This is a genomic window from Priestia taiwanensis, from assembly GCF_014638355.1.
GTDB lineage: Bacteria > Bacillota > Bacilli > Bacillales > Bacillaceae_G > Priestia_D > Priestia_D taiwanensis.
In genome coordinates this window covers 104039-119716 of the sequence record NZ_BMFK01000002.1, presented here as the reverse complement: position 1 = coordinate 119716, position 15678 = coordinate 104039, and the positions used below count along the sequence as shown (strand labels likewise).

14 protein-coding genes are annotated in these 15678 nt (G+C 36.4%); 9 read left to right on the top strand and 5 right to left on the bottom strand.

Annotated elements, in window-relative coordinates; translation table 11 throughout:
* Positions 1-97 precede the first annotated feature (97 nt).
* Together IEV41_RS12765 and IEV41_RS12760 are read left to right on the top strand one after the other, a co-directional pair.
* A complete protein-coding gene (locus IEV41_RS12765) occupies positions 98-478 on the top strand; it encodes a PH domain-containing protein (RefSeq protein ID WP_188388898.1) in 381 nt (126 codons plus the stop codon).
* A 430-nt stretch (positions 479-908) separates the two neighbouring features.
* The gene (locus IEV41_RS12760) at positions 909-1913 is read left to right on the top strand and encodes a zinc-dependent alcohol dehydrogenase family protein (protein WP_188388897.1); all 1005 of its coding nucleotides are present in this window, start codon (positions 909-911) and stop codon (positions 1911-1913) included.
* A 44-nt stretch (positions 1914-1957) separates the two neighbouring features.
* Here IEV41_RS12760 and IEV41_RS12755 read toward each other — a convergent pair whose 3' ends face one another.
* The 3 genes from IEV41_RS12755 to IEV41_RS12745 form a co-directional block, all read right to left on the bottom strand.
* Positions 1958-3346: an L-cystine transporter gene (locus IEV41_RS12755; protein ID WP_188388896.1), complete on the bottom strand. Its 1389-nt coding sequence runs from the start codon at positions 3344-3346 to the stop codon at positions 1958-1960.
* Positions 3347-3546: 200 nt separating this feature from the next.
* Complete coding sequence (locus IEV41_RS12750; RefSeq protein WP_188388895.1) at positions 3547-4281, bottom strand: Bax inhibitor-1/YccA family protein; 735 nt, start codon at positions 4279-4281, stop codon at positions 3547-3549.
* Positions 4282-4386: 105 nt separating this feature from the next.
* The gene (locus IEV41_RS12745) at positions 4387-5658 is read right to left on the bottom strand and encodes an MFS transporter (RefSeq protein ID WP_188388894.1); all 1272 of its coding nucleotides are present in this window, start codon (positions 5656-5658) and stop codon (positions 4387-4389) included.
* A 161-nt stretch (positions 5659-5819) separates the two neighbouring features.
* Between IEV41_RS12745 and IEV41_RS12740 the strand changes: the two genes are divergently transcribed.
* On the top strand, positions 5820-7019 hold the full coding sequence (locus tag IEV41_RS12740) for a helix-turn-helix domain-containing protein (RefSeq protein ID WP_188388893.1): 1200 nt from the start codon (positions 5820-5822) through the stop codon (positions 7017-7019).
* 77 nt (positions 7020-7096) lie between these two features.
* Positions 7097-7852: a DUF6612 family protein gene (locus tag IEV41_RS12735; RefSeq protein WP_188388892.1), complete on the top strand. Its 756-nt coding sequence runs from the start codon at positions 7097-7099 to the stop codon at positions 7850-7852.
* Between the two features lie 158 nt (positions 7853-8010).
* On the opposite strand, the gene comER is transcribed toward IEV41_RS12735, so the two are convergent.
* Positions 8011-8841, bottom strand: a complete 831-nt coding sequence (gene comER / locus IEV41_RS12730) for a late competence protein ComER (RefSeq protein ID WP_188388891.1) — start codon at positions 8839-8841, stop codon at positions 8011-8013.
* A 96-nt stretch (positions 8842-8937) separates the two neighbouring features.
* Here comER and IEV41_RS12725 point away from each other — a divergent pair, with 96 nt between their 5' ends.
* The 3 genes from IEV41_RS12725 to IEV41_RS12715 all read left to right on the top strand — a co-directional run bounded on the left by IEV41_RS12725 (position 8938) and on the right by IEV41_RS12715 (position 12725).
* Positions 8938-9543 carry a helix-hairpin-helix domain-containing protein gene (locus IEV41_RS12725; protein ID WP_188388890.1) on the top strand — a complete coding sequence of 202 codons (606 nt, stop codon included), beginning with the start codon at positions 8938-8940 and terminating at the stop codon, positions 9541-9543.
* Positions 9544-9704: 161 nt separating this feature from the next.
* Positions 9705-10118, top strand: a complete 414-nt coding sequence (locus IEV41_RS12720; RefSeq protein ID WP_188388889.1) for a deoxycytidylate deaminase — start codon at positions 9705-9707, stop codon at positions 10116-10118.
* A 300-nt stretch (positions 10119-10418) separates the two neighbouring features.
* Positions 10419-12725, top strand: a complete 2307-nt coding sequence (locus tag IEV41_RS12715; protein ID WP_188388888.1) for a DNA internalization-related competence protein ComEC/Rec2 — start codon at positions 10419-10421, stop codon at positions 12723-12725.
* A gap of 22 nt (positions 12726-12747) precedes the next feature.
* Here IEV41_RS12715 and IEV41_RS12710 read toward each other — a convergent pair whose 3' ends face one another.
* On the bottom strand, positions 12748-12882 hold the full coding sequence (locus tag IEV41_RS12710; protein ID WP_188388887.1) for a YqzM family protein: 135 nt from the start codon (positions 12880-12882) through the stop codon (positions 12748-12750).
* Positions 12883-13189: 307 nt separating this feature from the next.
* Between IEV41_RS12710 and holA the strand changes: the two genes are divergently transcribed.
* Both holA and IEV41_RS12700 read left to right on the top strand, forming a co-directional pair.
* The gene (holA, locus tag IEV41_RS12705; protein ID WP_188388886.1) at positions 13190-14200 is read left to right on the top strand and encodes a DNA polymerase III subunit delta; all 1011 of its coding nucleotides are present in this window, start codon (positions 13190-13192) and stop codon (positions 14198-14200) included.
* 15 nt (positions 14201-14215) lie between these two features.
* A complete protein-coding gene (locus IEV41_RS12700; protein ID WP_188388885.1) occupies positions 14216-15583 on the top strand; it encodes an MATE family efflux transporter in 1368 nt (455 codons plus the stop codon).
* Positions 15584-15678 lie beyond the last annotated feature (95 nt).

Below are 15678 nucleotides of genomic sequence, written 5' to 3'. Positions count from 1 at the left end.
AGTAGTTGATAAGGATGTCGACTACTTTTTTTCATAGTATTAATTGGTTGTATAGTATGATAGAAGAGAAGAAAGTTACTAATCAGGGGGGATTCGAGTGGGTATTTTAGACGGGTTATTAGGAAATGCTTCGCAAGTCGAGAAGAGTGAAGTAGCGAAAGAGTTACGTGACATTTTGTTACCAAAAGAAGAAGTCGATATGGCGTACCGTGTCATCCGCGATATGCTTGTATTCACAGACAAGCGTTTAATTCTAGTTGATAAACAAGGAATTACTGGGAAGAAGGTTGAGTACCATACGATTCCGTACAAGAGTATCGTTCATTTTAGTACGGAGACTATGGGAACATTCGATTTAGATGCAGAGTTAAAGATTTGGGTATCTGGATCTTCTACGCCAATTACAAAGACATTCAAGAAAGATAGTAGCATTGCAGATGTACAGAAAGCTCTTGCAATGTACGTGTTACGATCATAATGTGGTTTAGATAATAATTAAAAGTAGCGAAAGCATGAAGAAAGTTTCTTTCCTAATTGGAAGTGACTTATCTTCATGCTTTTTTAAATCGATATTTTAGACAATGAAAAAGTCATCATTTACAATTAACGTATATGTATCTAGAAAGCGGAAGTCATTTTTAAGTATGAATTGTTGATAGTGATGAACGAAACAAAATTAACTGGAAAATAGTAGTCTGTTTTATATGAATAGTCATTTCTTATAACTTATGGATAAGAGTTTTGAGGTTGATATTCAACCAGGTACTTTCTGTTCAATATAATTCTTTACATAATAATCTTTTTCTGTGTGGAGTCGGAAAATGGATAACTGTTTGGAGTATCAATAAGTCATATAGGTAGATGGAAATAGTATGAGATGACAGTTAACATAAAGGGGATGGGACGAGATGAGAGCGTACGTACTGAATGAATTTTCTAAGAGAGCGCATTTTGAGCAAATAGAAATAGAGAAGCCTGTTGTATTACCAGGTTATGTATTAATTCGTGTAGCAGCAACAAGTATAAATCCTATTGACGGAAAAATTCGTAGCGGTGCTGTGCCAATTGGTCCGTCTATACCTGCAATTTTACATGGTGATGTAGCTGGTGTTGTAGTGGACATAGGAGAAGGGGTGACAGGCTTTTCAATTGGAGATGAAGTGTATGGATATGCTGGTGGTGTGAAGGGAAGACAAGGAGCACTAGCGGATTATATGGTAGCGGAAGCAACGCTTATTGCTCATAAGCCAAAGACATTATCTTTCCAAGAGGCATCTGCCCTTCCTGTCGTTGCAATTACAGCATGGAAAGCACTAATTGAGCGTGCTAACATTCAACAAGGGCAAAAGGTCCTTATTCACGGTGCAACGGGTGGAGTAGGTCATATTGCTATCCAATTGGCTAAATATAAAGGGGCAATCGTATATGCAACAGCCTCTTCGGAAGAAAAAGTAAAGATAGGTTATGAATTAGGGGCAGATCATGTTTTTTCTTATAGAGAAAAGCATGTAGACGAATACGTTGAGGAGTATACTGATGGAAAAGGATTTGATGTTGTATTAGATACAGTCGGGACTCAAACGCTGGATGATTCATTACAAGCAGCAAAAGTGAATGGTACAGTTATGTCTATAGCGACACGTTCAACACACGATTTAAGCATGATGCATGCAAAAGGATTGACACTACACGTCGTCTTTTCAATTATTCCACTATTACATCATGAAGGAAAAGAGGAGCAACAGCGTATTTTGCAGTTGTTAGCAGAAGTAATAGATAATACTGGAATGAAGCCACTGCTTGATCCACTATCCTTCTCGTTTGGTGATGCAAATAAGGCATATGAATATATGGAGAATGAAAAGAAATATGGGAAGGTAATCTTATACAATGAAAGCTTTTCAGGAGCTTAACAAAAAAAGAACGTTACTCGCTAATGAGTAACGTTCTTTTTTTGTTAAATAGAAACTGCTTCTGTATTTTTGTCGTTGTATGTTTCAGTGTCTAACTCACCTAATACCTTACTTGATACAACACCAGCTGTCATAGAACCACTTACGTTTACTGCTGTACGACCCATATCGATTAATGGCTCAACTGTAATAAGTAGACCTGCTAATGCAACTGGTAAGTTCATTGTTGATAAGACGATAAGTGCAGCAAATGTTGCACCGCCACCAACACCAGCGACACCAAATGAGCTAACTGCAACAACTGCAATTAATGTAAAGATAAATTCTACTGACAGTGGATCAATACCAACTGTTGGTGCAATCATTACTGCTAACATTGCTGGATATACACCTGCACAACCATTTTGACCAATTGAAGCACCAAATGATGCAGAGAAGTTTGCAATTCCTTCTGATACACCAAGTCTCTTCGTTTGGGCATCGATGTTTAATGGAATAGAACCTGCGCTTGTACGTGATGTAAAGGCAAATGTTAACGTTGGTAAAGCTTTCTTCACGAATGTAATTGGATTTAATCCAACTAATGCAATAATTAATAAGTGTACGATAAATACAGCAATTAAGGCAACATACGATGCTAATACAAAGTTACCTAACTTGAGAATGGAATCAATGTTACTGCTTGAAACCATCTTTGTCATTAATGCTAATACACCATACGGCGTTAAGCGTAATACTAATGTGACGATACGCATTACAATTGCATAGAAGGCATCGACCATTTTAATAAAGAACTCCGCTTGCTCTGGATTCTTGCGCTTGATTCCTAGTAAGGCAACACCAATGAAGGCTGCGAAGATTACAACTGCAATTGTTGATGTTGGGCGTTGACCAGTTAAATCTAGGAATGGATTTGTTGGTATTACTTCTAATACTTGTTGCGGTAATGTCTTGCTTTCTACATCTTTTAATCGAGTTTCAAGAGCTTCACCTCGAGCTGTTTCTACCTCGCCAGCTTGAATATCTACTGCTTTTAAATCAAATCCGATACTTGTTGCGATAGCGATACCAGCTGAGATAGCTGTTGTTGCAATTAAAATACCGATAATAAGACCGCTGATCTTACCTAAATTGTTCGAGAACTTTAATTTTGTAAATGCTGAGATAATTGATACAAGGATTAGTGGCATTACAACCATTTGTAGTAATTTCACATAACCTGAGCCAATTAAGCTGAACCAGTCATTTGATGTTTTGATGATATCAGAGCTAGGTGCATGGAAAAATTGTAAGATGGCACCGAATAAAACACCTAACCCTAATGCTGTGAATACACGCTTTGAGAACGAAACATGTTTCTTCTGCATGTAGTATAAGATGCCCATCAGAACAAGCATCGCTACGATGTTAACTATGATTAGAAAAAGATTCATAGATGTATCCCCCTTGGTCGTTTATAAAATGTTATACAAACTATAACATAATAAAACCTATGAGTAAACTAGGTATTTAGAAAAATCATAATTAATTATAGTGTACGAAAATATATATGTATTTATGTACGTGTTTCTTTGTAATAAAAAAAGAGTACAGAAATAATCTCTGTACTCTTTTTGCGCGATATAAGAGGAGATTAATCGTCTCCCTTTAATTTGTACAATAATTGAAGAACCTCTAGGTATAACCATACTAATGTAATAAGTAAGCCCATTGCGCCTACCCACTCCATGTATTTAGGAGCTCCGAAGCGAACACCTTCTTCAATTTGAGCGAAGTCCATAATGAAGCATAAAGAAGCGATAATAATAACCGCGATGCTAATTCCAATGCTAAGTGGGCTACTATCATGTAGGAATGTAAGATTCATTCCGAATCCAAAGTTCAAGATGAACACTAATAAGTATGTAACGACAATACCAATTACTGCTGTCATTAAGAACTTTGTTAACGCTGGTGTTGCTTGAATGATTCGGAAGCCATATAGTAGTAACATTCCGAATAAGATACTAATTGTAATTAAGACAGCTTGTAAAATGATGCCATCATATAAAGAAGCGTACATTGCTGAGATAGAACCTAGGAATATACCTTCTACAGCTGCATAAATTGGAGCTGTAAATGGTGCGACTCTTGGAACAAACATAGAAATTAGTACCAAGACAAAGCCGATAACAGCAGCCCCAATTATTACGGGCATTGTCATTTTTCCTGTTATAAATTGTTGGTAAGAGAAAATGCTTGTTGCAAGTAATAGTACAAGCATGATTGCTAACTTTCCAATTGTACTACCGTATGACATCGCTTGTTCAGAAGTAGTTTCCTTCTTTAATGCACCGTTTTTAAACAACGGATTCGATGATTTTAACATAGAAACCTCCTAAGTAAATAGTTTAAAACCATTTTATCACATATTTATCTTGAAAAAGGTAAAAAAATGATTACATTTATGGAGTCCTCTCAAGTTTGTTCTTAATTAGGATGTTACTTGTTCGCTTATGTGTGTAGAAGAAGGTTGCTCTAATAGTGTAAAGATGGGCTTTGTCACGTAGCGCAACACAATAATTCCTAATGCTATACCGCATCCGATTGGAATGTAGTAAGAAGGCACTATGTCTAGCAAAAAACCGAACAGAATAAAGCCTAAAGGCATAATTGCACCAGCTATCGTGTCAAGAAAGCCGAATACACGGCCTAAATATTCTTCTGGTGTACTCCGTTGTAATAATACAAGTAAAGGAGTATTAATAAAACTAGTTGTTCCACCGATGCTAAATGTAATAAGCATATAAAAGATAAGGATAAGTAAAGAAGGAATTGGTGGTAGTAATAAAGGTAGTACGGTTATTGTCAGTAAGCATGCTAAAAAGAGTAAACCATAACGCATGACAGCATACTTATTTTGAATTTCAGTACGCATAGACAAAAAGATTGCTACACTTAATGTACCAACTGCAAACATTGCTTCAATTATACCGAATTGCTGAGAAGTGAGAGATAGTTCTTTAATAATGAAGTATGGCAAACAAACCATTATTGCTGAGAAGAAAAAATTTATCCAAAAGGCAATCTTTAGTAGAGAAAATAATCCTTTGTGATTCTTCATATACGTATATCCTTCTTTTAAGCTAGCTAATAGTGGTTCTTTTTTGGTTGCCTGTTGTTTTGTAGTTATGAATAAGTTGAAAACGATGAACACTTCGAGTAAGGCTGATAGTAAGAATGTAATGCCATTTGCGAACATAAAAGAGGAAAGTGATAGGAATCCATAGATGATGCCGCCGATAATAGGTGATAGTATATTGGCAGAAGCTCCTGCAGCTTGATTTAATGAAGTAATTCGTTGAATACGCGTATCATCTACTAATCCGGGTATCGATGAACTAAATGCGACGCTAAAAAATGTACTACAAATCGATAGCAATGCGGATGTAATATAGATCAATAGTAAGTTAGGTCCAAATGTAAGTGAAATGATGAAAGAAGTTAACATGATGGCACCACACATGACGTCCATTCCAATGACGAGTAATCTCCGACTGAAACGATCGGCAATAACTCCTGCGAAAGGACCTAAGACGATACGTGGTAACGATCCGCATAAAAGAGTAATGGCAAAGTTCATTCCAGATCCAGTTACTTGTAGTACATAAAAACTTGCTGCGAATGTATATACACCAGCTCCTAGTATGGAGGTGAATTTACCAATCACCAGAAGTAACATATTTCGCTTAATAATTGATTCCATGAAATATCCTCCTATTCAAAAAAAGTTTAATCTAATTTAACTATGTTTTATTCTATAAAAATAATCAGAATATTTCAACATAAAAGTTTAATCTTGTTTAACTTTTTAAATTATTTCGTTAATTGTGTATAATGAAAAGAAAAAAAGAGGAATGAGCTATTATGAAAGGAATTGGCGAGCGTATTCGGACGTTGCGTAAAGAAAAGGGATTAACGCAATCCCAATTAGTTGGCACGGAATTAACAAAAAGCATGCTGAGTCAAATTGAAAATGGGAAAGCAATGCCTTCGATGAAAAGTTTGCATTATATTGCGGAGCAACTTGGATATGATGTGGACTTCTTACTAGGTAATCAAGGGCACTATGCCCAGTTAGCCCATGAAATGCAAAAGTTATTACAGCAAGGAAAATATAAAGAAATGTATGAGCAGTTATTGGAACTTATGAACGAGGGATTTCCACAAACTGTGCAAGGAGCCAAATTAGCAGAGCAATTTGCGAAAGCATGCGTTGAGGTAGAGATAGAGAAGGTAGAGAATATGGTAGAAAAAGCAGTAGCACTATATGAACAACATCACATGTATCATGAAAGTGCAAAAGCAAAGTTTGTTTTGAGACATGTACACTTGAGACGAGGAGATTGTGAGGCTGGAATACGTTTAATTAGCGATGTACGTACGTATTGTAAAAGTAGGGAGATAGAAGTAGATATTATGTTTAAATTGGATCTTTATCATATGGAGGCCATTTTTTTATTGGGGATAAGTGAAAATAAAAAAGCGAAAGAAGTGCTAACAGCAGCAATTGCATATTCAAAAGAAAAAGCAGTGTATTATCGAGCTGGTGAAATTTATCGAACGTTGGCAATGAGTGCTATTATAAGTAAAGATAAAGAAGACTTCTTTTACTTTAGCAGAAAAGCTTATGAATATGCTGTATTTACAGAAAGCAAAGTATTAGAAGCTTATGTAGAAGTAGGGTATATCGAGTATTATATAGAAGTGGAGAATAACGATGAGTTAGCACGTATTCATTTAGACAAATATATGAAAATGGCAGAGAAAGAGGAAGTTATTTCAAGGAAATTGAGTGGTAAGCTATTATACAGGGAGCAAAAATATGAAGAAGCATTAGATATGTTAACATTTAATCTAGTACAAGGTATGTATCATCCGCTTGATAAAGAATTCACGTTAAGTGCCGGTGCATACCGCGCTCTTTGTTATGAGCAACTTGGTAGTATAGAGAAAGCAAGAGAAGAGATTATCGAGACGTATACACAAATTATGGAATTGCCAAGTAATTATACGAAAAAATTTGTAGAAGAAACGTATCATGCAATTCTAGGAAGAAAGAACTAAATATAAGTAGAAAAATAGTCTGATTTTTGATATAATTCTCAGTCGGTAATAGTTTATTGGGAAGAGGAGAGGGAACAATGAGTAAACAGCACAAATGGATGAAACTTGTTGCGTTGCTAATGGTTTGTAGCGTTTTCTTTTTAGCTGCTTGTACGAACAAAGATACAGCAACAGGAGAAAAGGAAAAAGAAAAGAAGGAAGAAGTTAAAGAAGAAAAACCTCTAGATGGCAAAGAGATTATTCAAAAAATGAATGAGTCATATGCTACCATCAATAATTTTGGCCTAAAAGTTAAAACGACAATGGGTACAGAAGAAGTTGAACGTTATGAGATGAAGGTACAATTAAAGCCGACCGAAGCGACGTCTATTACAGTGTATGATCCAGAAGTTGGTGAAATTAATGGTGTATATATTAATAATTTAACATACATTAAAGTAGCCGACATGCCGCAGTGGGAACTTGTTCCAGCAGAAGAGGATTTTTCAATCGCTTTACGTCAGTTTATGAATGCTTCAAAGGTAGACAAGACATATAATGCAGAATTTATGGATGCAATCGATTCGACAGAAGTGAAGCAAGAAGGCGATGATTACGTAGTACGAATTAAGATGAATTCAGATAAATTCACATTATTATTGGCAAAACAACAAGGTGTATCAGGGAAATTTACGACAGCTACTTCTGTAGTAACGATAGATAGTAAAACGTACTTCCCTAAGAAAACAGTAATGAGTTTAGAAATGGAAGAACAAGGGATTAAAGTTCCAACGGTTACGGAAATGGAATATCATTCTATTAATCAAGTAGAAGAGATTAAAGCTCCTAAATAAGAATGAAAATCTCTAGCGGACAAGCGCTAGAGATTTTTTTATTAATATCGATAAATTTTTTGAAATATAGGAGGGATTATAAAAGAATTGTCGAATGAGATATAATGTTACCATTTTTACTGTTCATTCACCTGAGGAGGAGATGAAATCTTCTCCTTCTAAACTTCATGTTGATTAAATTGCTTTTGTACTTCATGTACGTCTTCCTCGAATTTTAGGTGAGTAGCTGTTACAAGTTGCTCGAATATGCCTTCAAGCTCCCGTTCCAATACTTTAATACCTTCTCCAGTAATTCCACCTTTGACACATACTTTCTCTTGTAAAGTAGGTAATGTAAATAATTCTTTTTCGAATAATTTTCCCATTCCAACTAACATACCAGTTGCTAATTTTGTCGCGTGTTCTTCTGTAATAGGAGTCTTTGTTGTGGCAGCCTGAATAAAGCGTTGCAGTAAGTAACTCATAAATGCTGGACCACAACTTACAATATCAGAAGCGATGCGTGTAATGCTTTCTTCAATAAACGTTGGAGTTGAGATGCTCCCGAATAACTCTTCGATTGTTCTTCGCCACTCCTCATTACAATTCTCTCCGAAAGTAAGGAGTGATACCCCGGATAATGCCTGATTTGTGATGCTCGGAATAACACGTGCTACTTGGCAGTGCACGACAGTTTCTAATTGTTCTACAGATATTGGACTAGTAATAGAAACTAGACATTTTTGTTCTGTAAAGTAGTCGGTATGTTCTTTTAAAATAGGGTATATTTCTAATGGTTTGACACATAGGAAGATAAGATCTGCTTTTTGGATGACCTCGAAAATGTGATCTTCTACAGAAATAGCTGGATACTGCCGTTGAATAGCATATGCTTTTTCAAGTGTTCGATTTGTAATAAATAGGTCTGAGGGCATTAACACGCGGGACTCCATGAATGCATCAATTAATATTTTTCCCATATTCCCCGTACCGATAATTCCTACGTTCATTATGTGTCCCCTCTCTTTCAAAACATCCTTCTTCTAAAGGTTATGACTATTTTTTCGTAATTATGAGTATTGAAACAAGATAAGAGGTGAACGTGCATGTATGAGATGTGGTTAAAGTATAAGTATATTGTGCTTTTAGGTACTGTAATCATCGGTATCAGTATTTATTATTATAGTAATCCAAATCAAGAAGGATTAAAGGATAACGTGGCAGCAGTAGCCCACGAAGAAATACAAGAAGGATTTCCATCTAAGCAACAGGAAGAAGAGAATGACGCCCAGAAAGTATTCCTTGTTGATGTGAAAGGAGCAGTTGTGAAAAGTGGTGTATATGAACTTAGACAAGGTACACGTATAAAGGATGCGATTGCAGCAGCTGGTGGATTTGCAGATCATGCAGATTCAAATGGAGTGAATTTGGCGGCAACACTGCAAGACGAAATGGTTGTCTATGTTCCGGTGATAGGTGAAGAACAGAGTACTGTACAAAATGGTGGTGAAACAAAGGATAGCAAAATTTCTATTAATAAAGCAACAAGTGAGGAACTACAACAAATACCTGGTATTGGCCCAACAAGAGCAGAAACAATTATTAACTATCGTGAAGAAAACGGCCCCTTTAAGAAAATTGAAGATTTACTTGAAATTAGCGGAATTGGAGAAAAGACGTTAGAAAAGATGAAAGATAAAATTAAACTATAATGATGATGTGAGAAAGGTGAGATTGACGGGAAAGAGGGGGAGTTTGTACACTAGAGGGAGAATGGGAGCACAAATACCCATTACGTATGTGTAATTTATGTTACTCATACCATACACAATATATTATCGATTGAAGAAATATAGGGAGGAAAATGGATAAGATGAGGAAGAGCTGGGATCATTATTTTTTAGAAATTGCAGAAGTTGTAGCATCACGTTCAACTTGTCCGCGATTACATGTGGGGTGTGTCATCGTGAAAAATAGGCATATTGTTTCAACAGGATATAATGGCTCTATTCATGGACATGACCACTGTGAAGATGTTGGTTGTTTAATCGATCAAAATGGTAGATGTATTCGTACGCTGCATGCGGAAGAAAATGCCGTGTTGCACGCGGAGAGAGAAAGTTTAAAAGATGCAATCGCATATATCACACATGAACCGTGCGAAAAATGTGCAAAAACATTAGCACAGGCAGGTGTAAAACGAATTGTTTTCGCTAACGGGTATCCTAATCAATGGAATAAACATTTCTTAAAAGATATCGAAATTCTTCATTTGTCCATTGATTAATGAAAAGATTTGAATACTGGGATTATATAAAAGAAAACGCATGAGTCATTTCATGCGTTTTCAAAATAGGTAAATTATTTCCTTCGTGAACAAAAGAAGCTTATTGTATATGTGTAGCTATCGGTGATTTCTAAATAATTATGAATGAAATAGGAGTTACTGTTTTCTGTGTTTTTCCTCAAACTTCCTTCATTTTAAAATTTCCTCTATCGGCATCTCGGTCTACTCTTCAAATGTCTTGTCTAGGGTTTGAAATCTGAATTAAGGGAATAAAAGTACTTTTGTTAGGTAGGTGTTTCCTTGAGGGGTTATGTATGTTACGTTGCATTGGCTGCTGTACTTGGGACTATGACATCATTCGTTCAATACTCCATTTATATGATTGTTCTATCTATTTTTTATTTCATATATAGTTTTCTTCGTCATCCGCGCCGTATCTTTGTTTTTTGCCTCATTAGCTTTTTTAGCTTTTGTTTGTACGTTCACTATATAGAAGAGGAGAATAAATCATTTCTTTCCACTGATTCGACACAGTTTCAAGGTGAGATTGTGTCTGATCCGGTAGTTAATGGAGATAGGCTTCACTTTGATTATCGAATACAGGATGAGAAAGTGCGGCTTGTCTATAAAATAAAAACAGAGGAAGAGAAAGAGCGGTTAACCTTTTTGCATAAAGGAATACGTGTTCTTGTTTCTGGTGAATTGAAGGAACCACCAGTTGTTAGAAATGAACATGCATTTGATTACAGGCAGTATTTGTATCACCAACGTATTCACTATATGTTACATGCGACATCATTGAGTTATCAACCGGGAGAGAATTCCATTACTAGTTTTTTATCTAAATATCGTCAGCAATACTTACAGTATGTGCGAGAACACTTTCCTCTTGAAACAATTGGTTTTGTACAAGCATTAATATTTGGAGAGCGACAAGAGTTGGAAGAGAATGTAGAAGAATGGTATGAAGTGTTAGGACTTGTCCATTTATTAGCTATTTCTGGTTCGCACATTACGCTTATTATGCTTGTTTGCTACTGGCTTCTCCTACGAGTTGGAGTAACGCGTGAGACAGCAACCTTTTTGTTATTTTGTATTTTACCGCTTTATATGTTTATGGCAGGGGCATCACCGTCTGTTGTGCGCGCATCAATAACAGGTATGCTTGTGTTAGTAACAATTGTTGCAAAGAAGAAAGAGATTGCGCTTGATTTATTAGCTAGTACCTGTATTGTAATGCTTTTTTATAATCCGTATTATCTAGTGGATGTTGGATTTTTATTATCTTTTACGGTGAGTGCTGGACTTATCTTGTCTGCTCATTTTGTTCTATCTCGTGGACTTTCTCCGCTTCAAAGCCTTCTTTGTATGACAATTGTTTCTCAATGTGTAGCACTTCCCATTACCTTATATTACTTTTATGAATTTTCTCCATATAGCATTATTCTAAATCTATTCTTTGTGCCGTTTTTCTCGTTCATGTTGTTGCCGTTATGTGTTTTCTCCCTTCTTACTTCTTTTCTTCTCCCGCCACTCGGTGATTTATTTGTTTTATTGTTAGCATTTTTTATTCGTGTCTCCAATTCTATATTGGAAATATGTTCGTCGCTTCCGTTTGCTCGCTTGACTTTTGGAAAGCCAGCGTTATGGTGGATGATGCTTTTATACGTTAGTGTCATTGCGTTCTTTATTTCAATGGAGCGGCAGAAACGTACATTACGGCAATTTTCCTTTTGTGCGATGACGCTTCTCCTCTTTGTTCAATACATTCCGCTTCAGTCTGAGCTTCGTGTGACATTTGTAGATGTTGGCCAAGGAGATTGTATTGTTATTGAGTTGCCAAAGCAACAACAAGTATATGTTATTGATACTGGTGGAACAATTGAACTCGAGAAAGAAGGATGGCAACAGAAAAGGAAGTCTTATGATGTTGGTAGTGACACGGTGCTACCTTATTTGAAATCAAGAGGTATTAAACAGATTGATAAATTAATTTTGACGCATGGAGATACGGATCACATTGGTGCCGTTGATGAAGTTATAAAAGGGATCAAAGTAAAGGAGATAGTTGTTGGCATGAAGGTGAAGCATCCTAAATTAGAAGAAGATGTTATAGCGCTTGCAAAGAGTAGAGGTATTCCTGTTACTACGGTGCAAAAAGGCGATACGTTTGGAGAAGAGCCTTACATGTTTTATGTATTAGCGCCAACTGGCATTGAAAAAGAGGAAAATGAACGTTCTATTGTTTTGTATGCAGTGTTGGGAGAATATCGGTGGTTGTTCACGGGAGATTTAGAAGAAGAAGGAGAGAGAATGTTAGTGAAGAATTATCAGAAACTTCAAGTAGATGTCTTGAAGGCAGGACATCACGGTAGTAAAACATCGACTACAGAGCAGTTAGTAGAACAAATTAACCCAAAGATTGTGGTTATTTCTGCTGGAGAAAGGAATCGTTATCAGCATCCTCATCGTGAAGTAATAGAACGATTGCAGCAGAGAGATATCACGATCTTTCGAACAGATAAACACGGCATGGTGACATACTCTTTTGTAGAAAATAGAGGAACCTTTTTTACACAAATACCATATGATGCTAACAAAGAATAAAGACTGCGTATTCGCAGTCTTCTTAGCTTCCAATTAATTTGATCACAGTACCCATAATAAAAATTGTAGCGAAGAATCCAAACGAAACAACGAATCCTACCCCTGCATCAACTGCGTCATTTCGTTGACATTGAACGCTTTTTTCAAATTCATTCATGGTTATCCCTCCCATTTCTCAGAATAAGTATAATCCAATTGACAAAAAAAATCTACAATTCGGTATTTGAACAAAATGAAGTAGTTGTAGGTTCTTTTTTATATGTTAGAGTGCAAATGTACTTTAGCGGCAGATTAAATAATAAACGAATCGGTTAGTTCCGTTTATAAGTGAGCTGGGAAGACTTATTTATAAACGTTTATTATATAATAGGGATAGGGAGAGAGGCTTCCTATCCCTACTGCTACTTGCGCAAGTGGACATTACCTATTACTATAAAGAGTAGATTGAAGCTAGGAGAAAAAAGATGAGTGTACATAATGATATTAAAAAAGGAAACTTCACTCCTATGTATTTGTTATATGGAGTGGAGTCATTTTTTATGGATGAAACGTTAGATTTAATTATCAACCATGCTGTAGAGGAAAGTGATATTGAATTTAATGTATCAACGTATGATTTAGAGGAGTCTTATATAGAAGAAGCGTTAGAAGATGCGACAACACTTCCTTTCTTCGGTGAGCGAAAAGTCGTGATTGTAAAACGTCCGTTATTTTTGACTGCGCAAAAAGCAAAGATAGAGCAAAATATGAAAGCGTTAGAAGCGTATTTAGAATCACCGTCTCCGTTTACTATTTTTGTACTTGTTGCGCCGTATGAGAAGTTAGACGAGCGTAAAAAAATAACAAAAGCACTAAAGAAGCATGCGACAGTTATTGAATCACAGTCGTTCACAATAGACCGTGCGAAAGAGTGGATTAGACAGCGTGTCGAAAGCAATGGAAGTCATATAGAAGCTTCAGCAGCAGAGGCGTTAGTAGAGCTAGTCGGCATGAATATCATGATATTAGCAAATGAAATTGATAAGTTAACGACATTCGTTGGTGTAGATAGTACTATTACGAGAGACATTGTCTACAATTTAGTACCAAAATCAGTAGAGCAAAATGTTTTTATGTTAGTAGAGCGTGTCGTTGAGCGAAATATTCCACAAGCTTTAGGGATTATGTATGAATTGTTACATAAACAAGAGGAACCAATTAAAATACTTGGATTATTAGCATCCCAGTTTCGTTTGTTATATCAAGTTAAAGAATATATGCGTAGAGGATATGGCCAAAATCAAATAGCGAGTCATGTTGGTGTTCATCCATTTCGTGTAAAGTTAGCGATGAAGCAAATTAATATGTTCTCATTTGAAGAATTATACACGGTTATGGATGAATTAGCAGAAGCAGACTATATGATGAAGACTGGAAAGTTAGAGAAGAAACTAGTGCTCGAGTTCTTCATTATGAAACGTGGCAGGAAACGATAGGAAGGAGGGCTTTACTTGATTCAAACAACAAGTTTTTCAACAAAGGTAAAGCGATTTTTTAGTTTGTTGCTTCCTATTTTAATTACACAAATTGCCCTATTCTCAATGGTGTTTTTTGATACGGTGATGTCAGGACAAGCTAGTCCTGAAGATTTGGCAGGAGTAGCAGTAGGGGGCAGTATTTGGCTACCAGTTAGTACTGGATTAAATGGTATTCTAATGGCTGTAACACCAATGATTGCTCATCATTTGGGGGCTAAGGAGCATAAGAAAATAGCATCTGTTGTGATACAAGCGTTGTTTTTATCCGTATGTATTTCTATTGTTGTTATTGTTATTGGTTTCTTTAGTTTGAATCCAATTCTAAACGGCATGACATTAGAAGATGAAGTGCGCCGTATTGCGCATGATTATTTAGTAGCGCTTTCGTTTGGGATTATTCCTTTATTTGCATATACAGTTGTAAGAGGATTCATCGATGCGCTTGGAAAAACAAAAGTAACGATGGTTATTACATTAATTTCATTACCAATTAATGTAACACTCAATTATATGCTTATCTTTGGAAAGATGGGTTTCCCGGCTCTTGGCGGTGTTGGAGCTGGAATTGCTTCGGCAGTGACTTATTGGCTGATTTTAGGTATTTCCATTTATCTTGTTCGAAGCGGGAAGAAGTTTCAACAATTTCATGTGCTTCAAACAATTGAAAAACCATCGATGCGTGCATGGGGAATGTTACTCAAGTTAGGGATCCCAATTGGATTATCAATCTTTTTTGAGACGAGTATCTTTGCTATTGTGACCTTATTGATGAGTAATTTCGATACCACGACAATTGCGGCACATCAAGCGGCGATGAATTTCGCATCACTCATGTATATGTCACCACTTAGTATTTCCTTTGCGTTAACGATTGTTGTCGGATATGAGGTAGGGGCAGGGAGGTACCGAGATGCGAAGCAATATAGCTTGCTAGGAATTGGAACAGCAGTTGCTATCTCCGCCCTATGTGCGCTTATTCTCTATTTCTTTAATGAAGAAGTGGCCGGAATGTATACGAATGAATGGGCTGTTCAGGAATTGGCAATGATCTTCTTACTGTACGCAATTTTGTTCCAAGTATCAGATGCTGTTGCGGCACCAATTCAAGGAATCCTCCGTGGATACAAGGATGTAAATCTCCCACTCATCATTATGTTAATTTCGTACTGGGTGATTGGATTGCCAGTGGGGTATGTATTAGCGAATTATACAGACTGGGGAGCACAAGGTTACTGGGTTGGCCTAATTCTTGGTCTAGCGTTTGGCGCGGTATTCTTAAGTGTTCGTTTGCATTTATTGCAGAAGCGAAAAATAAAAGAAGAAGTATATCATGCTGTATAAGATGAAAGAAGAAGGGGAAAGGCGATATAATTCGCTCTTTTCACTTCTTTTTCTTTTTACTTGACCAAGTATATGAAGTAGGAATATGATGTGTT